The following is a 16,753-nucleotide window of genomic DNA, read 5'->3' on the forward strand; positions in this document are numbered from 1 at the left end:
TGATGCTGCCCCGCCATGAAGGCGGGGGAGGAGGTTCGATCGAGAGGTAGTCTCTCCGGAAAGGAAGACTGCCCCTCGCAACTCTTGGATCAGCCAGCGTTGAAATCAGCCGCCGATCGCCTGCTTCTGCAGAGCTACCAGTTCCCGGGTGCCGTCCTGTGCCAGCGATAGCAGGTTGAGGAATTCCTCCTGGCTGAAGGGAGCACCCTCGGCCGTGCCCTGAATCTCGACGATGCCGCCGCTACCCGTCATGACGAAATTCGCGTCTGTCTCGGCGGCCGAATCTTCGAGATAGTCGAGATCGATGACCGGCTGGCTTGCAAAGATGCCGCACGAGATCGCCGCGACATGGTCTTTCAGAACCTTGTCGAGCTTGATCATCGAGCGGGTGTCCATCCATTTCAGGCAATCGTACAGCGCCAGCCAGCCACCGGTGATGGCCGCCGTGCGGGTGCCGCCATCGGCCTGGATCACGTCGCAGTCGATGGTGATCTGCTTTTCACCAAGCGCGGAAAGGTCGACCACGGCGCGCAGCGAACGGCCGATCAGGCGCTGGATTTCCTGGGTACGGCCACCCTGCTTGCCGGTCGCAGCCTCGCGCTTCATCCGGTCGCCGGTGGCGCGCGGCAGCATTCCGTATTCGGCGGTGACCCAGCCCTTGCCGGAATTGCGCAGCCACGGCGGCGTCTTTTCTTCAAGGCTTGCGGTGCACAGAACATGGGTATCGCCGAACTTGACGAGACAGGAGCCCTCGGCATGCTTGGAGAAATTGCGCTCGAACGAGATCTTGCGCATCTGATTTGTCTGTCTGCCTGAAGGCCGCATCCGTCACTCCCTAAATTATTGTTTCCGCCTTCTAAAGCTCGGAGCCGTCATTTGCAAAGAATTTCCCTTTTGCGGATGCGCAAGTGAGCGACTATATCTGGGAGATGAGATCAGCAGCATGGTAAAGGGGCCAATGGTATTTCCGGGACTGACGGGTCGCGACAACGGCTCCGTGCTTGATGATCGTTCGCGGGAAATCTTTCGCCGCATCGTGGAAAGCTATCTGGAATCCGGCGAGCCGGTCGGTTCGCGCAATCTGTCGCGACTTCTGCCGATGTCGCTGTCACCGGCCTCGGTGCGCAACGTCATGAGCGATCTGGAAGAGCTCGGCCTCATCTACTCGCCGCATATCAGTGCAGGCCGCATGCCGACCCAGACAGGGCTGCGGTTCTTTGTCGATGCCTTCATGCAGGTCGGCAATCTCTCGGAAGAAGACCGCGCCAGCATCGACCGGCAGATCCGTCCGCCGGATCGCGATCAGACGCTCGAAAACCTGATGGCCGATGCAAGCCTGATGCTGTCTGGCGTCTCGCGCGGCGCCGGCATCGTCATCACCGCCAAGAACGATCCCGTCCTCAAACATGTCGAGTTCATCCGCCTGGAGCCCACCAAGGCGCTCGCCGTCCTCGTTGGCGATCATAACCAGGTGGAGAACCGCATCATCGATCTGCCGGCCGGCGTAACCTCGTCGCAGCTTGGCGAGGCCGCAAATTTCCTCAACGCGCATCTCGCCGGCCAGACGCTGCCGGAATTTCGCGGCCAGATGAAAATGCTGAAGGAACAGGTCGCAAGCGAGCTTCACACGCTGTCGCATGATCTGGTGGAGCGAGGTCTGGCTTTCTGGTCTGGTGATCAGGAGGACGGAAAGCCGGGCCAGCTTATCGTCCGCGGCCGGGCAAACCTCTTGGAAGGTCTGGCTGACGTCAGCGATCTCGATCGGCTGCGTCTGCTGTTTGATGATCTCGAAAAGAAGGACAGCCTGATCGAGATCCTCGATCTTGCCGAAAAGGGGCCGGGCGTGCGGATCTTCATCGGTTCGGAAAACAAATTGTTCTCCCTGTCCGGCTCCTCGCTCATCGTTGCGCCCTATCGTGACGGCGAGGAACGCATCGTCGGCGCGGTTGGCGTCATCGGCCCAACCCGGCTGAATTACTCGCGCATCGTGCCCATGGTGGATTACACGGCCCAGCTGCTTGCAAGGCTATCCCGCTAGGATGTTCCCAAGCCCTTGATTTTTTCGCCCCGAACCTCGATATCGGGCGCAACCACCCTTCCAGATTCCAATACGCACCGGAGACCGTCATGACCGACGAAACCAAGAAGAACGGACCTGACGCAGCTGCTGTCGAAAACACGGCGGAAGCCGTGGCATCCGCTCTCGAAGACGCCGCCGATCAGAGCGCAGGGGAAGCCTTCTTCGCGCAGGAGCCCGATCCGATCGATGTGCTCAAGGCTGAAAATTCCGATTTGCGCGACCGTTTCATGCGGCTTGCTGCAGAGATGGACAACCTTCGCCGCCGCACCGAGCGTGAAGTAAAGGATGCCAAGTCCTACGCCGTCTCGGGCTTTGCCCGCGACATGCTGGCCGTCTCGGACAATCTGCGCCGCGCGCTCGACACTGTTCCGGCAGACAAGCGTGCCGGAGCCGATGCGACGCTGACGAGCCTGCTTGAAGGCGTCGAAATGACCGAGCGTGGCATGCTGTCGACACTCGAGCGGCACGGCGTCAAGAAGATCGATGCCGAAGGCGAGAAGTTCGATCCGAACTTCCATCAGGCCATGTTCGAGATCCCGAATGCGGATGTACCCAACAACACTGTCATGCAGGTCGTCCAGGCCGGCTTCATTATTGGCGAACGCGTCTTGCGCCCGGCCATGGTCGGCGTCGCCAAGGGCGGCCCGAAGGTTGAAGCAGCGGCGGCTGAAGACAAGACGGACTGAGCTCCTCAGAGCCTTTCCAAGAAAAATGGGCGCCTCGGGCGCCCATTTGCGTTTGGCGACCGCGGGTAAGGATCAGTGCGTCGTATCCAGCGAAACATGCGCCAGGGAACGGATCAGGGCCAGTTCCGAATTGAGATGGGCTCGGGTCTTCTTGTCCGCATCGCCGATCAGTCCCTCCTGACCATCGGCAATTTTGAAGATTGCATCGAGCTCATCGAGAAGATGGGGATCCTTGATCGCCAGCAGGATGATGACCGCCTTGAGCAGTCTGTCATTCGCAGCGATCCTGGCACGTATGTCGTCATTCATGTCTATCTCCTTCAACGGGAAAGACATGTGGCGTATTTGACAAAAGGCAATTCTAAAGAGGGCTCGAAAACAAGATTAGCCGCTCCATTCGAGTGCGAGCGGTCGGCTTTACTCTATAGAAAAGGAGTATAGATCCGCCTCAGGCGGCGTGGTTTGCCTGTTCTGCATTCAGAAAGGCGTAGATTGCCGACGCGGAATCGGTCTTGCGAAGCTTGGCAACGAGATCCTGATCGCGCAATACGCGGGCAATACGCGAAAGCGCCTTCAGGTGGTCGGCGCCGGCGCCCTCTGGGGCGAGCAGCAGGAACACAAGATCGACCGGCTCGTCATCAAGCGCTTCGAAGTCGATCGGCGATTCCAGGCGGGCGAACACGCCCTTGATGGACGATATGCTGCTGAGCTTGCCATGTGGGATGGCAATGCCGTGGCCAACGCCCGTCGACCCCAGCCGCTCCCGTTGCAGGATGACGTCGAAGATCTCCCGCTCGGGAACACCCGTCAGCTTGGCCGCTTTCACAGCAAGTTCCTGAAGAAGCTGCTTCTTGGAGGTCACTTTAAGGGCAGGAACAATCGCATCTTGCTGCAGCAAATCCGCCAAAGCCATTCTTATCATCCTTTTGCCGCGAAGGGCGAAGAGAGCGCCAAAGGCGCTCTCCCGAGAGTTTTTAGTTCTTCATACCGGTGGAATCGATCCAACCGATATTTCCGTCATTGCGCCGGTACACGATGTTCAGCTCCTTTCCAGGGCTGCGGAACAACAGGACCGGTTCGTCCGTCATGTCGAGCGCCATCACGGCGGTCGCAACGGACATCGTCATCAACTGCTTCGTGCTTTCCGCAACGATGGTCGGTGCGAAATCGTCTGGCACGTCGTCTTCTTCATCCGGTACACGGTCCATGACCGTGTAAGCCACTTCGGAAAAACCGTTCGCGTGATTGCCGGCGTGATGGTCCTTCAGTCGACGCTTGTAGCGACGAAGGCGTTTTTCGATCCGCTCCGCTGCAGCATCGAAACTTGCCTGTGGATCATTCGCTTCTCCGGCCGCATGCAGGACGATCCCGGTATCGAGATGCACCTTGCAATCTGCCGAAAAACGCGAGCCGGACTTCTCGACGATCACCTGACCCGAATACCCCCCGTCGAAGTATTTGGTCACTGCACCGCCGATGTGGTCCTCGATCTTCTGTCGAAACGAGTCGCCGATTTCCATATGTTTACCGGATACACGCACACTCATGGAGTTACTCCTTATTGTCGTGACTTGCATGTTCCAGTCTACGCCAACCGGCCTCTTGATCCAAGCGGTTCACGAATGGCAGGGCCAAATTGGTTTGGGAATTGGTTTAGATCCCGTGTCGCCCGGTCAGGTTGCGGCGGGTCTCTAAACTGCCATTAACGGAATGTCAATCTGTGCGGCACGTGTGGCGAATACCGGGTCGCCTATGACTGCCCTCGATATGTGAGGCTAGAACGCTGCCAGTTTCGCGATGGCGCGCTTTTCCCGCCTGCGTTGCACCGATGACGGAATATTCATCGCCTCGCGATATTTCGCCACCGTCCGGCGCGCAAGTTCGACACCGCCCTGCTTGAGGCTGATGACAATGTCGTCATCCGACAGGACGGCACTCGGCAGCTCCTGAGAAATCAACAACCGGATGCGATGCCGCACCGATTCGGCCGAATGGGTGTCTCCACCTTCTTCCGCCGAGCCGATCGACACTGTGAAGAAGTATTTCAGTTCGAACAGGCCGCGTGGCGTCAGCACATACTTGTTGGAGGTGACGCGGCTGACGGTGGATTCGTGCATCTTGATGGCCTCTGCCACCGTCTTTAGGTTGAGCGGTCGCAGGTGATCGACGCCGTGCAGCAGGAAGGCATCCTGCTGGCGTACGATCTCGCTTGCCACTTTCATAATCGTCTTGGCGCGCTGGTCGAGGCTGCGGGCGAGCCAGTTCGCCGTCTGCATGCAGTCCGACAGAAAATTGTGATCTTCGCCGTTCTTCGGGCAGTGTTTGGAGACCGTGTTGAAATAGGTCTGGTTGACCAGAACGCGCGGCAGGGTATCGGGATTGAGTTCGACGTTCCATCCACCATCAAGCGATGGCCGGACCACGACATCGGGTGAGATAGACTGCGAGAACCCGCCCTCGAAGCCCGCACCCGGCTTCGGGTTGAGCTTGCGGATTTCAGCCATCATGTCGATCAGATCTTCGTCGTCCACGCCGCAGATCTTGCGCAGAGACGCAAAGTCACGCTTGGCGAGAAGATCGAGGTGATCGATCAGCGCTGCCATGGCCGGGTCCAGCCGGTCGTTCTGGCGCAACTGGATCGCCAGGCATTCGCTCAGGCTACGGCAAAATACCCCGGGTGGATCGAAGGTTTGCAGCTGAACGAGAACGGCCTCTACCGCCTCCGGCGCCTTGCCGAGACGGGCCGCGACCTCTTCTATGTCGCCCTGGAAATAGCCGGCATCGTCCAGCTGGTCGAGCAGGTCCTGGGCGATCAACCGGTCGCCCGGTGCGGTCACCACGAAAGGCAGCTGTTGTCCGAGATGGTCGCGCAGGGTCACCTGGCCCGCAACGAAATCGTCGAGGTCGTAATCGTCGCCGGCATCGCCGCCGGGCATCGATTTCCACTGGCCGAGAAGTTCGGGCGCGTCCGGCCGCTGTGCCGGTGCGTCGTCGGGAAACACGTTTTCAAGGCTGGCATCGAGGTGATCGCCAAGCTTGGCCGTGCCGTCGCGGGTTGCGCTCTCATACCAGTCGAGGGAGCCGACATCGGCTTGCGCCGCCGATTGGCCTTCGAACGGTCCGTCATCCTCGCGCGAACCGGAAAACTCCAGATCGCGGGGATCAAGCCCGCCTAAATCCGCATCACCATCGCCGTCGCCTGCCGCTATTTCGAGCAGCGGATTTTTCTCGACTTCCTGCGCGATGAACTGGTTGAGTTCAAAATGCGTCATCTGCAGCAGCTGAATGGACTGCATCAGCTGCGGTGTCATCACCAGCGATTGGCTCTGTCGCAGAAAAAGACTGGCAGATAACCCCATGGCGGACGCGAAACTCCCGTGATCTCCTTAAAATCATGCGGTCATCGCACGATAGTCGAGAGGAAGACACCGAGATTATCGGTGCCATCCTTCAACTGGCACAAGAATTGCTTTTTTGATAGATTTGGTCAAGCGGCACGAAGCGGGAAAGTAGATTCTTTCTGGCCTCAGAGGCTGAACTTGTCGCCAAGGTAAAGACGACGAACATCCGGATTGTTGACGATATCGTCGGCCCTGCCATGCGTCAGGACTTCGCCTGCGTGAATAATGTAGGCGCGATCGATAAGACCCAGCGTTTCACGGACATTGTGGTCCGTTATCAGTACCCCGATACCACGCGCCGTCAAGTGGCGAACGAGGTTCTGGATGTCGGACACCGAAATCGGGTCGACACCGGCAAACGGCTCGTCCAGCAGCATGAAGGCAGGGTCGGTCGCCAGCGCGCGGGCGATCTCGAGGCGACGCCGTTCGCCACCCGACAACGCGACAGCCGCGGACTTGCGCAACTGGCTGATGTGGAATTCCTCCAGCAGCTCGTCGAGCTTCGCTTCCCGCTTGTCGCGGTTCGGTTCGTGCACTTCGAGAACCGCCCGGATATTGTCTTCGACGGACAGTCCGCGAAAGATTGAGGCTTCCTGGGGCAGGTAGCCGACGCCGAGACGCGCGCGCCGATACATCGGCATATGCGTTACCTCGTTGCCATTGATGGCAATCATGCCCTCATCGACAGGCACAAGCCCGGTGATCATGTAGAAACACGTCGTCTTGCCGGCGCCGTTCGGTCCGAGCAGGCCGACAGCCTCGCCCTTGCGAACGACCAGCGATACGCCGTTCACCACGCGCCGCGTGTCATAGGTCTTGGAAAGACCATGCGCCACCAGCGTACCCTCATAGCGCGCCTTGTCGCGTGCAATGAAAGGTTCGGTCACGGGCGACCGGTCGGCGGACCGGTTGGAGAGGAAAGGTATTTTCAAGGGCTTGGATTTCTATTGCTTAGGTCGCGACTTCGGGTCGAGCATGATTTCCACGCGGCCACCGCAGGAATCGAGCTTCGCCTGTCCGGTCGCCATCTGCACGGTCAGCTTGCAGCCGCGAAACACGTTGGCGCCTTCGGAAAGCACGACTTGCTTGCCGGAAAGCACGAAGGTCTGCGAGGTCATGTCGAACTCGCCCTTTTCGGCGGTCGCCTGCTGAGTGCCCGAGGTGAGGAAAACGGTGTCGTCGAGAAAGATCTTGTCGATGTCGGTGCTGCCGGAGGTCACCGAAGCGCCTTCACCTTTGTAAAGCACGGTCATCTTGCCGGCCTTCATCGTGGTCGTACCCTGCACCACCTGCACATTGCCGGTGAAGAAGGCACGTTTTTCCTGATCCTTGATTTCCAGCTGGTCGCTCTGGATCTGGATCGGCGCATCGTTGGAAAGCTTCAAGCCTTCCATCTTGCTGCTGGTGGTCTGGGCGGTCGCGCTAAAGGCAAGGCCGAACACCAGTCCGGTGGCCATTACGGCGGAAGAGATACGAAAGAGTCGATTCGTCATTGCGGCCGTGCCCTATTTGCCTTGGTTGCGGATGCGGGCAGGGTCGAGGTCGACCTGAACCTTGCCGATCAGGGTGATTGTGTGTCCCTTATCCGTTATCTTCAGGGAGTTCGCAACAATGGAACCCGCGTCCATGGAGATTTTGACCGGGTCCGGCGTATCCATCAATCCACCCGGTATATCGAGGCGGGCGGATTGGAAGCGCGCAGTAATCCCGTTGGATAAATTAACGTCGAATGGTTTGGTCAGATCCAGCTTGTCGGCGCCACGATCGAAGTCGGCACCGGCGGCCGTTACACGCGCAACGACCTCGTCATTGATCGGCACGGCGGCCTTGACGTTTTCGAGGCTGATCATGTTCGGGTTCTGGATATCCTGCAATGCACGATTGGCAATCATCGAATAGCTGATGCCGTCGCTGTTGCGGCCGGAAATCGCAGGCCGTTCCATGACGATCTTGCCATTCTCGATGCGCGCGCTTTCGATCGACAGGTTTTCCGGCAGATAGGCGCGCACGATCGCCACCCCGATAAAGGCGGCAGAGATGATGGCTGCACTGATCGGCAGGAATATCTTGAGCTTGCGCACCCTTGCGGAATGGGCAAGTGCCGACTGATAGATATCGTCGGGCGACTGCCCGATCGAACGGGAAGCGCCGGCCAGGGCTGGGTTGCGGATATGCTGCAGCATTCTGCTCGTCCGGTCCTTTCCGGCAAGATTTGTCGTAAAGATGACTGGGCCGCCCGCGTTGAGATCGACGGAAGCGGCGCTAGTTGTTCACCTGCGGCCTCAATATGGTTTTTATCGTTCAACAAACAATAATGGACAACATAAAAACGTGATATGCCCGCTTGAAACAAAAAGCCGGACCCTATTTGGGCTGGCTCGCTATGAGGATTGAGAATGGATCAGATGGGGATTGCTGAACGGCGCCAGTTGCGTCGGAAACTGAGTTTCTGGCGGGTTGCGGCCCTCGTGTTTCTCGTCGGCATCGGTTTCGCGCTGTATCGGGTCACGGTCGGCGCCAGTGGCAACTCCGCGATCGCGCACGTCGCCCGCGTTGATATCTCAGGCATGATCCTCGACGACAGGGAATTGCTGGAGCGATTGGAGAAGATCGCCGATAGCAGCCAGGCAAAAGCGCTCATCGTCTCGATCAATTCTCCGGGCGGAACGACCTATGGCGGCGAGCGCATCTTCAAGGCCATCCGCCATATCGCGCAAACCAAGCCCGTCGTCTCGCAGGTCCGCACCCTTGCCGCATCCGCAGGCTACATGATTGCGTCTGCTGGCGATCATATCGTCGCCGGCGAAAGCTCCATCACCGGCTCGATCGGCGTCATCTTCCAGTATCCGCAGGTCGATGAAGCCCTGAAAAAGATCGGCGTGTCGCTGGAGGAGATCAAGTCCGCACCGCTCAAGGCCGAACCGTCGCCCTTCCATCCTGCCAGCGAAGAAGCCAAGACGATGATCCGCAACATGGTGATGGACAGCTACGCCTGGTTCGTCGACCTTGTCGCCGATCGCCGCAACATGCCGCGCGATGAGGTTCTCAAACTCGCTGACGGCACGATCTTCACCGGCCGTCAGGCGCTTGCCGTCAAGCTGGTCGATGAACTCGGCGGCGAAGACGAGGTCCGTGCCTATCTGGAGACCCGCGGCGTTGCCAAAAGCCTGCCCGAGGTCGAATGGAAGGACGGCAAGTCCTCGTCCTCATTCTGGTTCGCCAGTGCCGTGTCGCAGTTTTTCCGCATGACCGGACTGGGCGACCAGCTTTCCCCGGCAGCGCTTCGGATCTTCGGCTCCGACAAGTTGTTCCTTGACGGTCTGGTTTCCGTTTGGCAGGTTGGAAGCGACTGAAAGCCTAATTTTTTCAGGGGGCACCTAACTTTTTTCAGGGGGCAGAAGTGATCAAATCTGAACTGGTGCAGATCGTTGCAGCGCGCAATCCGCATCTCTACCATCGTGACGTCGAGAATATCGTCAATGCGGTCCTCGACGAGATCACTGATGCTCTCGCCGGCGGAAACCGGGTCGAGCTGCGTGGCTTCGGCGCGTTTTCGGTAAAGAACCGTCCGTCGCGTTCCGGCCGCAATCCGCGCACAGGCGAAAGCGTCTTTGTCGAGGAAAAATGGGTGCCGTTCTTCAAAACGGGCAAGGAATTGCGCGAGCGCCTCAACCCGGATTTGGCCGACGAGGACGATTGATCGCCTCGAAGGCAGGCGTCACACTTGAAAGCATGACGCCGCCCTCTATTCTGCACTGGACGCCGGCAGCGATGACCGGCGATCCATCGTTTGATTGTCACTTGCCGGGAGAAAACCATGACCAAGTTCAAGAGGATTGTGAGCCTCGTGATCTTTGTGCCCCTCGGCATCGTTTTGATCGTGCTGGCCGTCGCCAACCGTCAAAGCGTCACGCTCGCGCTCAATCCCTTCCGTCCGGAAGACAGCCTGTTGTCGCTGACGGCGCCGCTGTTTCTGCTGCTGTTCCTGGCCGTCCTGTTTGGCATGGCGCTTGGCTCATTCGTGACCTGGTGGAGCCAGGGCAAGCATCGCAGACAGGCCCGGATTGAAGCGCGCGAGGCCGTCCGTCTGCAAAAGGAGAACACTGCCGCGGTCAAGCCGTCGCCGTCAGTCGTTCCGGCCAACCAGGCCTTTGTTCCCGCGCCGACCAACAACGCCGCGCTTCCCGCCAGATAACGACCCGCGGTCAGAGCCCCTCGGTTCTGGCCTCCGCCGTCTTCGCCATCACCGTTGCGTTGAAGTCCGCAAAGAATTTCGCTGCCAGCTTTTCGGTTGTCGACCGCACGAGCTTGGAACCGAGCTGGGAAATCCGTCCTCCGGTTTGCGCACGTGCGATGTAATGCAGCACGGTCTCAGTGCCGTCTTCCTCAAGCCGCACATCGGCCGCCCCCTTGGCAAAGCCGGCAATGCTTCCCTGACCTTCGGCGGCGAGCGTGTAGCTTTCTCCCGCCTCAATGTTCGAAAGCGTGATCGTGCCGGCAAGGCCGAGCGAGATCAGGCTGAAGCGAACCTTGATGCTGGCGGCAAGTTCGTTGTCCGAAATCCACTCCAGACGCTCGCAACCGGGAATGCACTGGCGGATGGTTTCGGCATCGTTCAGCGCGCGCCACACGATATCCCGCGGCGCCGCGATCCGTTCCTGCCCTTCGATATCCATCTCGATCTCCCGTTTCGCTGATAAGATAGGCATGGAAGCGCGCGAAAACAGATCTGACGCTATTGCCGGCTTTGAAGAACGCGGCACAGATGCTATCTGCTGCGAAAGACAAGAACCCGAGCGGATGATCGCAGTGAAGAACAAGGAAAGGCGGCCGACCGGCAAGCGCCCGGAGAAGCCAGCAGCCAAGGGCGCGCCTAAGTCGCCTGCCAAAAGCCCGGACAAGCGCCGCAGCGAAGCGGGCAGCCGTCCGGCCGTTGCCGCAACCCGCACCAGGTCGACCGGCCCCCAGGCTGCGCGCTCGGAAGGTCGGGCCGAAGCCCAAACCACCCAGTCGCGCCGTCCTGACAGACCACAGGCACAACCGCACGTACCGGTCGAAACGCGTCCGCTTCTTGCCCGCAGCGGCGATCTGCCAGCCGAACGCGTGCCGATCATTCTGGAATCGTCCGGCGCCGGCGATTTCCACCTGATCGACACCGGCCGCGGCCTGAAGCTTGAGCAATACGGCGATTACCGCGTCGTGCGCCCGGAAGCCCAGGCCCTGTGGCAGCCGACGCTTGCCGACGACATCTGGGAAAATGCCGACGCGATCTTCACCGGCGACACGGATGAAGACGGCATGGGCCGTTGGCGCTTTCCGGCGCAGACGCTCGGCGAAACCTGGCCTCTCGCCCTTCTCGGCATCGATTTCCACGGCCGCTTCACTGCATTTCGCCATGTCGGCGTATTTCCGGAACAGATCGTCCACTGGGCGTGGATGAAGGATCGCGTCGAGGAAGCCGCCAAGGCCGGACGCACCCTGAAGGTGCTCAACCTGTTCGGCTATACCGGTGTCGCCTCGCTCGTGGCGGCCGCCGCCGGTGCCGAGGTCACCCATGTCGATGCGTCGAAAAAGGCGATCGGCTGGGGTCGCGAGAACCAGTCCTTGTCGCGTCTGGAAAAAGCACCGATCCGCTGGATCTGCGAAGACGCGATGAAGTTCATCCTGCGCGAGGAACGCCGCGGCAACACCTACGATATCATCCTCACCGATCCGCCGAAATTCGGCCGCGGTCCAAATGGCGAGGTCTGGCATCTGTTCGATCATTTGCCGCTGATGCTCGATGTCTGCCGACAGCTCCTGTCGCCCAAGGCCGTCGGCTTGGTGCTAACAGCCTATTCGATCCGCGCCAGCTTTTATTCCATCCATGAACTGATGCGCGAAACCATGCGCGGCGCAGATGGCGTGGTGGAATCGGGCGAACTCGTCATCCGGGAAGCGGGCCTTGACGGCAAAGTCCATGGCCGCGCACTTTCCACCTCTCTTTTCAGCCGTTGGGTACCCGCATGAGCGATAATTTTCACAGAAACGGGCCTCGGCGCGTCGGGCAGGTGAAGGAGGTCACCTCGCTCGCCAACCCCATCATCAAGGACATCAAGCTTCTCACCGACAAGAAGCACCGGGAAGAGGCCGGTGCCTTCTTGGCGGAAGGGCTGAAACTCGTCATCGATGCGCTGGAACTCGGCTGGACGATCCGCACGCTCGTCTATGCCAAGGCTGCCAAGGCCAAGCCGCTGGTCGAACAGGTCGCGGCAAAGACCGTGGCTGACGGCGGCTTGGTGCTCGAAGTCAGCGAAAAGGTTCTGTCGTCGATCACGCGCCGCGACAATCCGCAGATGGTGGTCGGCATTTTCGAGCAGCGCTGGGCGCGGCTATCGGACCTGAAACCTCAGGCTGACCAGACATTCGTCGCGCTCGACCGCGTCCGCGATCCCGGCAATCTCGGCACGATCATCCGCACGGCCGATGCCGCCGGCGCCTCCGCCGTGCTTCTGGTCGGGGAAAGCACCGACCCGTTCTCGCTGGAAACCGTGCGCGCCACGATGGGCTCGATTTTCGCAATGCCGGTCATCCGCTGCTCCTCGGAAGAATTCTTGAGCTGGCAAAAGGGAGCGGGCGTCAGCGTCGTCGCCACCCATCTGGCCGGCGCCGTCGATTATCGCACCGCGGACTATACCCGCAAACCGGTCGTTCTCCTGATGGGCAACGAGCAGTCCGGCCTGCCAGACAGCCTTGCCCGCGCCGCCGATCGCACAGTCAAAATTCCGCAGCAGGGCAGGGCGGACTCGCTCAATCTCGCGGTCGCGACGGCAGTCATGCTGTTTGAAGCCCGCCGCCATCTGCTGACGCTGGAGGATAAATTATGACCGCTCGCGTTGGTTTCCTGTCTCGACCGATCAGTGCGGTCATCTTCATCATCATTGCCGTGCTACTCGACCAGGCGATCAAGATCGCCGTCGAGAATTCGCTGCCGCTCGAGCAGATGGTGCCGGTCATTCCGTTTCTGGCGCTCTACCGCACCTATAATATGGGCGTTGCCTTCTCGCTTCTGTCCGGCATGGAGAGGGAGTTCATCATCGGCATGCGCCTCGTCATCGTCGCCTTCGTGCTGTGGCTCTGGCGCCGCACGCCCAAGGACCGGCCCTTTGCCCATCTCGGCTATGCGATGATCATCGCCGGTGCGATCGGCAATCTGATCGATGGCATCATTTACGGGCACGTGGTGGATTACATCCTGTTTCACACCGCCACCTGGTCGTTTGCCGTGTTCAATCTCGCGGACAGTTTTATCAGCGTCGGTGCAGGTCTCGTCATTGTCGACGAGCTGTTCGGTCCCAAAGCGGCGGCATCCGTAGACGAGCAGAAGTAATTTTGCTCGACGGATAATTGTGAAATCGAGCGATTGGCATAATTTTACCGGATTGATCTAAGACTTCGGAAGGAAACCTCGGGTAATATTTCCGTATGCGCGACATCGCCGAAATACAGAACCGTATCTCACAGGCCTTCACGTCGCTCGCGCCGAAGGACGGGTCTGACGACGCCGCATGGAATGGAGTGCCCCGCACGCCGGAGCAGCCGGTCGCGGCGAACGTCCAGAGACATCCAGGCGCTCTTCGCGCACTCTTCACGAAAATCCTCAAATGGCGCCGCCCACAGGCCATTGCTGCCGACGTCTCGGGCTCTCCGCAGATCGCCAACGTCGTCCATGAGCTACGAACGCCACTGAACGGCATTCTTGGGATGACCCACCTCTTGGGTCAGACGAAGCTGACGGCGGAGCAGCAGAATTACTTGAGCGGTATCCGCCAGTCCGGCTACGCCCTGGCTCAACTGGTCGAAGATCTGCTGGATCATTCCACGATGGAGGCCGGCCGGTTCCGTCTCAACAACCGTGCAGCGGATCTGCGCCAGCTGATCGAAGGTGTCGTGGAAATGCTCGCTCCCCGCGCCCATGGCAAACGGATCGAGATCGCCGCCACCGTATCCGCCGCCGTGCCGGAGCTTCTCGACTTCGATCCTGCCCGCATTCGCCAGGTTCTGTTCAACGTCATCGGCAACGCCGTCAAGTTCACGACCACAGGCGGCGTGCTGGTTCGAGCCTTCATCGAGAACGAGACCGTGGCGATTTCTGTTGCCGATACCGGCCCGGGCATGACCGAGGAAGAGCAGACCCGGATCTTCGGTGCGTTCGAACAGGCAGGATCAGCGGAAACGCGCAGCGGCGGCACAGGTCTCGGCCTCGGCATCGCCTCGCGCATCCTGGCCGAATTCGGCGGCTCGCTGTCGGTCTCCAGCCGCAAGGGCAATGGCAGCGTCTTCACCATCCGCTATCCCATGCGTCTTGCCGAGGATGCGCCGGCCGGTGCTGCCGTTCGCAACCGCTCGCTGTTTGGCTCTCGCGTGCTTCTGCTCGCGCCAGATGGTCCGGCCGCCTTTGCGACCGTTTCCAGCATCGAAACACTCGGCGGCCGTGGGAGGCATGTGTCCGATCCCGCCCAGGTGCAGCTGTTGATCGATCGGGCCAAAGCGACAGGCTCGCCCTATACCGATCTCATCGTCGATCACCGACTGGCCTCCGACTACGCGTGGGAACCGTCGCACGCGCCGCTGCACCGTATTCTGCTGGTCAATCCGGAGGAAAGGGCGTCGCAACCCCAGGAATATTTCGATGCCTGGCTGATCCGGCCGCTGCGCGAAAAATCGCTGGTCGATGTCCTGAGTGGCCGCATGCGTGGTTTTGGCGCCCGCGACCGCCCGGTAATGGACGTGCCGGCCCCTGAAAATTCAAACTCGGTCGATCGCAAGCGGGAAGCCGGCCCGGCCCTCGATATTCTTCTCGGAGAAGACGATCCCGTCAGTGCGCTTCTGGTCGCCGCGGTTCTGCGCAAGGCAGGGCACACGGTTCGTTCCGTGGAGGATTTCGGAAGTCTCATCGAAGCCCTTGGCGAAAGCCGTCCGGATGTCGTTCTCTGCGACATGCATATGCCCGGCGGCAACATCATGGATCTCATCTCTGCCGCCTCCAGAACCGCGCTGCAGCCGGTTCCCGTCATGGTTTTGACAGCCGAAAGCCGCGGCGAGGCGAGGCGCAAAGTCATCGATCAGGGCGCCTGCAAAGTGCTTCAGAAGCCGCTCGATCCGGTTGTTCTGATTGAGGAATTGCGTCTTTTTGCGCAGGCCTCCAGCAAGTCCTGACAGTCGCGTTGACGGGCCTTGCACCACTTCTTATTGTGACGATATCTGTCACGCTCTTGTTGCAGATGCATGTTTAAACGCGGGTGATCCAACCGGTACGGGAAGAATCACCATGGCTATCGAACTCCTGAACCGCACATTGACCTCTGAGACAAAGCAGGCCCCGGCTGCTGACCCGGCAAATAGCCGCGTTGGTAGCGATGTCTTCGGTCGCATCGGCACGCTCGAAACAAGGCTTGCCCGCAACCTGCGCGAAATCGATGCCGCCCAGGCCGTGCGCTACCGCGTCTTCGTCGAGGAGATGGGCGCCACGATCGAGCCCGAGGCGATGCGGCTTCGACGGGATATCGATAGCTACGATGCGATCTGCGATCATCTGCTTGTCGTCGACAACGCGATAGACGGTGAAATCGAAGACCAGATTGTCGGAACCTACCGTCTTCTGCGCCAGAGCGTCGCTGAGGCGAATGGCGGGTTTTATTCGACGTCCGAGTTCGATATCGCGCCACTTCTCACCCGCCATTCTGACAAGCAGTTCATGGAACTCGGCCGCTCCTGCGTGCTGCCCGAATACCGCACCAAACGCACCGTCGAACTGCTCTGGCAGGGCAACTGGGCCTATGCGCTGAAGCATGGTGTCAATGCCATGTTCGGCTGCGCCTCTTTCCCCGGCGTGCGTCCGGAAGAACACGCGCTGGCGCTGTCCTTCCTCCATCACAATGCGCTGGTGAAGGACGAGTGGATGGTCCACGCATTGCCTGATCTCAATCGCAACATGGATCTGATGCCGGCCGAGGCGATCAATCCGCGCCAGGCGCTTTCCGCCATGCCACCGCTGGTCAAGGGCTACCTTCGCCTCGGCGCCATGATCGGAATGGGAGCCGTCGTCGATCAGGCTTTCAACACCACGGATGTGCTGATCGTGCTACCGATCGCATCGATCTCCGGCCGCTACATCAACTACTTCGGCGCCGACGCCGGTCGCTTCGCGAACTAGAGCGCTCTAGATTTGGAGCCTGGTCGGTCCGCAGTAGCGACCCACCATGTCGTGCACCGAGGATGGCAAGCGTTCGGACGCGGCGACAAGCCAGATCAGAAGATGGGAATCCGGCAACAGCCTCAATCGCGAGCGCCGTAGAACAGATCCTCGATCGCTTTGTCTAGCGCCTTATCCATGTCTTCCGGAATGAAGAACTGACCTTTCAAAAAGCCGATCCGCCGTTTCCTGGGCCCGGTCACCTCCTGTGCGGCCGCCTCATCGACAGCAACCACCGTCACCAGCGGCTTGCCCGCCCTGGCGATCACGAACGGTTCCCCGTTCGCGGCTTCATCGACAAGCTGCGACAGGTTTTCTTCGGCTTCTTGAATGCTGACGGTCTTCATGAAAC

20 protein-coding genes are annotated in these 16,753 nt (G+C 59.9%); 10 read left to right on the plus strand and 10 right to left on the minus strand.

Features of this window, described 5'->3' with window-relative positions:
- Nucleotides 1–105 precede the first annotated feature (105 nt).
- Nucleotides 106–825: a ribonuclease PH gene (gene rph, locus IFT66_RS15345; RefSeq protein WP_092663772.1), complete on the minus strand. Its 720-nt coding sequence runs from the start codon at nt 823–825 to the stop codon at nt 106–108.
- A 133-nt stretch (nt 826–958) separates the two neighbouring features.
- Here rph and hrcA point away from each other — a divergent pair, with 133 nt between their 5' ends.
- Nucleotides 959–2,038, plus strand: coding sequence for a heat-inducible transcriptional repressor HrcA (hrcA, locus tag IFT66_RS15350; RefSeq protein ID WP_062454032.1), 1,080 nt, complete (start codon nt 959–961; stop codon nt 2,036–2,038).
- Nucleotides 2,039–2,127: 89 nt separating this feature from the next.
- Entirely contained in the window at nt 2,128–2,766 is a 639-nt protein-coding gene (gene grpE, locus IFT66_RS15355) for a nucleotide exchange factor GrpE (RefSeq protein ID WP_192078140.1), read from the plus strand.
- Nucleotides 2,767–2,838: 72 nt separating this feature from the next.
- On the opposite strand, the gene IFT66_RS15360 is transcribed toward grpE, so the two are convergent.
- From IFT66_RS15360 to lptC, 7 genes are all read right to left on the minus strand, one after another.
- Nucleotides 2,839–3,075 (minus strand): hypothetical protein, encoded by a 237-nt coding sequence (locus tag IFT66_RS15360; RefSeq protein WP_062454030.1) that lies wholly within the window; start codon nt 3,073–3,075, stop codon nt 2,839–2,841.
- A gap of 139 nt (nt 3,076–3,214) precedes the next feature.
- The gene (ptsN, locus tag IFT66_RS15365) at nt 3,215–3,679 is read right to left on the minus strand and encodes a PTS IIA-like nitrogen regulatory protein PtsN (protein ID WP_062454029.1); all 465 of its coding nucleotides are present in this window, start codon (nt 3,677–3,679) and stop codon (nt 3,215–3,217) included.
- Nucleotides 3,680–3,740: 61 nt separating this feature from the next.
- Nucleotides 3,741–4,313, minus strand: a complete 573-nt coding sequence (hpf, locus tag IFT66_RS15370; protein WP_062454028.1) for a ribosome hibernation-promoting factor, HPF/YfiA family — start codon at nt 4,311–4,313, stop codon at nt 3,741–3,743.
- Nucleotides 4,314–4,541: 228 nt separating this feature from the next.
- The gene (gene rpoN / locus IFT66_RS15375; protein ID WP_192078141.1) at nt 4,542–6,125 is read right to left on the minus strand and encodes an RNA polymerase factor sigma-54; all 1,584 of its coding nucleotides are present in this window, start codon (nt 6,123–6,125) and stop codon (nt 4,542–4,544) included.
- A 167-nt stretch (nt 6,126–6,292) separates the two neighbouring features.
- A complete protein-coding gene (lptB, locus tag IFT66_RS15380; protein ID WP_371816128.1) occupies nt 6,293–7,093 on the minus strand; it encodes an LPS export ABC transporter ATP-binding protein in 801 nt (266 codons plus the stop codon).
- Between the two features lie 18 nt (nt 7,094–7,111).
- Nucleotides 7,112–7,660 carry an LptA/OstA family protein gene (locus IFT66_RS15385; RefSeq protein ID WP_062454026.1) on the minus strand — a complete coding sequence of 183 codons (549 nt, stop codon included), beginning with the start codon at nt 7,658–7,660 and terminating at the stop codon, nt 7,112–7,114.
- A gap of 12 nt (nt 7,661–7,672) precedes the next feature.
- Entirely contained in the window at nt 7,673–8,350 is a 678-nt protein-coding gene (gene lptC, locus IFT66_RS15390; protein WP_192078142.1) for an LPS export ABC transporter periplasmic protein LptC, read from the minus strand.
- A 213-nt stretch (nt 8,351–8,563) separates the two neighbouring features.
- Here lptC and sppA point away from each other — a divergent pair, with 213 nt between their 5' ends.
- The 3 genes from sppA to IFT66_RS15405 all read left to right on the plus strand — a co-directional run bounded on the left by sppA (nt 8,564) and on the right by IFT66_RS15405 (nt 10,362).
- Nucleotides 8,564–9,520, plus strand: a complete 957-nt coding sequence (sppA, locus tag IFT66_RS15395; protein ID WP_192078143.1) for a signal peptide peptidase SppA — start codon at nt 8,564–8,566, stop codon at nt 9,518–9,520.
- Nucleotides 9,521–9,567: 47 nt separating this feature from the next.
- Nucleotides 9,568–9,867: an integration host factor subunit beta gene (locus tag IFT66_RS15400; protein ID WP_062454023.1), complete on the plus strand. Its 300-nt coding sequence runs from the start codon at nt 9,568–9,570 to the stop codon at nt 9,865–9,867.
- A 117-nt stretch (nt 9,868–9,984) separates the two neighbouring features.
- Nucleotides 9,985–10,362, plus strand: a complete 378-nt coding sequence (locus tag IFT66_RS15405; RefSeq protein WP_192078144.1) for a lipopolysaccharide assembly protein LapA domain-containing protein — start codon at nt 9,985–9,987, stop codon at nt 10,360–10,362.
- 10 nt (nt 10,363–10,372) lie between these two features.
- Here the strand turns inward: IFT66_RS15405 and IFT66_RS15410 are convergent, their stop codons facing one another.
- Complete coding sequence (locus IFT66_RS15410) at nt 10,373–10,843, minus strand: CoxG family protein (protein WP_092663762.1); 471 nt, start codon at nt 10,841–10,843, stop codon at nt 10,373–10,375.
- Between the two features lie 133 nt (nt 10,844–10,976).
- Here IFT66_RS15410 and IFT66_RS15415 point away from each other — a divergent pair, with 133 nt between their 5' ends.
- From IFT66_RS15415 to IFT66_RS15435, 5 genes are all read left to right on the plus strand, one after another.
- Nucleotides 10,977–12,176 (plus strand): class I SAM-dependent methyltransferase, encoded by a 1,200-nt coding sequence (locus IFT66_RS15415; RefSeq protein WP_446737918.1) that lies wholly within the window; start codon nt 10,977–10,979, stop codon nt 12,174–12,176.
- Entirely contained in the window at nt 12,173–13,033 is an 861-nt protein-coding gene (locus IFT66_RS15420) for a TrmH family RNA methyltransferase (RefSeq protein ID WP_192078146.1), read from the plus strand. The genes IFT66_RS15415 and IFT66_RS15420 overlap by 4 nt, the downstream gene beginning before the upstream one ends.
- Nucleotides 13,030–13,536, plus strand: coding sequence for a signal peptidase II (lspA, locus tag IFT66_RS15425; protein ID WP_192078147.1), 507 nt, complete (start codon nt 13,030–13,032; stop codon nt 13,534–13,536). The genes IFT66_RS15420 and lspA overlap by 4 nt, the downstream gene beginning before the upstream one ends.
- Before the next feature lie 95 nt (nt 13,537–13,631).
- Nucleotides 13,632–15,365, plus strand: coding sequence for a hybrid sensor histidine kinase/response regulator (locus tag IFT66_RS15430; RefSeq protein WP_192078148.1), 1,734 nt, complete (start codon nt 13,632–13,634; stop codon nt 15,363–15,365).
- A gap of 112 nt (nt 15,366–15,477) precedes the next feature.
- Complete coding sequence (locus IFT66_RS15435) at nt 15,478–16,362, plus strand: GNAT family N-acetyltransferase (RefSeq protein ID WP_192078149.1); 885 nt, start codon at nt 15,478–15,480, stop codon at nt 16,360–16,362.
- A 122-nt stretch (nt 16,363–16,484) separates the two neighbouring features.
- Here the strand turns inward: IFT66_RS15435 and IFT66_RS15440 are convergent, their stop codons facing one another.
- On the minus strand, nt 16,485–16,748 hold the full coding sequence (locus IFT66_RS15440; protein ID WP_192078150.1) for a type II toxin-antitoxin system Phd/YefM family antitoxin: 264 nt from the start codon (nt 16,746–16,748) through the stop codon (nt 16,485–16,487).
- Nucleotides 16,749–16,753 lie beyond the last annotated feature (5 nt).

The organism is Rhizobium sp. CFBP 13726 (assembly GCF_014841925.1).
GTDB lineage: Bacteria > Pseudomonadota > Alphaproteobacteria > Rhizobiales > Rhizobiaceae > Neorhizobium > Neorhizobium soli.

Excerpts from the sequence above, each read along its gene's own strand:
- rph (WP_092663772.1), bottom strand. The coding sequence starts at position 825 with ATGCGGCCTTCAGGCAGACAGACAAATCAGATGCGCAAGATCTCGTTC.
- hrcA (WP_062454032.1), top strand. The coding sequence starts at position 959 with ATGGTATTTCCGGGACTGACGGGTCGCGACAACGGCTCCGTGCTTGAT.
- grpE (WP_192078140.1), top strand. The coding sequence starts at position 2,128 with ATGACCGACGAAACCAAGAAGAACGGACCTGACGCAGCTGCTGTCGAA.
- IFT66_RS15360 (WP_062454030.1), bottom strand. The coding sequence starts at position 3,075 with ATGAATGACGACATACGTGCCAGGATCGCTGCGAATGACAGACTGCTC.
- ptsN (WP_062454029.1), bottom strand. The coding sequence starts at position 3,679 with ATGGCTTTGGCGGATTTGCTGCAGCAAGATGCGATTGTTCCTGCCCTT.
- hpf (WP_062454028.1), bottom strand. The coding sequence starts at position 4,313 with ATGAGTGTGCGTGTATCCGGTAAACATATGGAAATCGGCGACTCGTTT.
- rpoN (WP_192078141.1), bottom strand. The coding sequence starts at position 6,125 with ATGGGGTTATCTGCCAGTCTTTTTCTGCGACAGAGCCAATCGCTGGTG.
- IFT66_RS15385 (WP_062454026.1), bottom strand. The coding sequence starts at position 7,660 with ATGACGAATCGACTCTTTCGTATCTCTTCCGCCGTAATGGCCACCGGA.
- lptC (WP_192078142.1), bottom strand. The coding sequence starts at position 8,350 with ATGCTGCAGCATATCCGCAACCCAGCCCTGGCCGGCGCTTCCCGTTCG.
- sppA (WP_192078143.1), top strand. The coding sequence starts at position 8,564 with ATGGATCAGATGGGGATTGCTGAACGGCGCCAGTTGCGTCGGAAACTG.
- IFT66_RS15405 (WP_192078144.1), top strand. The coding sequence starts at position 9,985 with ATGACCAAGTTCAAGAGGATTGTGAGCCTCGTGATCTTTGTGCCCCTC.
- IFT66_RS15410 (WP_092663762.1), bottom strand. The coding sequence starts at position 10,843 with ATGGATATCGAAGGGCAGGAACGGATCGCGGCGCCGCGGGATATCGTG.
- IFT66_RS15420 (WP_192078146.1), top strand. The coding sequence starts at position 12,173 with ATGAGCGATAATTTTCACAGAAACGGGCCTCGGCGCGTCGGGCAGGTG.
- lspA (WP_192078147.1), top strand. The coding sequence starts at position 13,030 with ATGACCGCTCGCGTTGGTTTCCTGTCTCGACCGATCAGTGCGGTCATC.
- IFT66_RS15430 (WP_192078148.1), top strand. The coding sequence starts at position 13,632 with ATGCGCGACATCGCCGAAATACAGAACCGTATCTCACAGGCCTTCACG.
- IFT66_RS15435 (WP_192078149.1), top strand. The coding sequence starts at position 15,478 with ATGGCTATCGAACTCCTGAACCGCACATTGACCTCTGAGACAAAGCAG.
- IFT66_RS15440 (WP_192078150.1), bottom strand. The coding sequence starts at position 16,748 with ATGAAGACCGTCAGCATTCAAGAAGCCGAAGAAAACCTGTCGCAGCTT.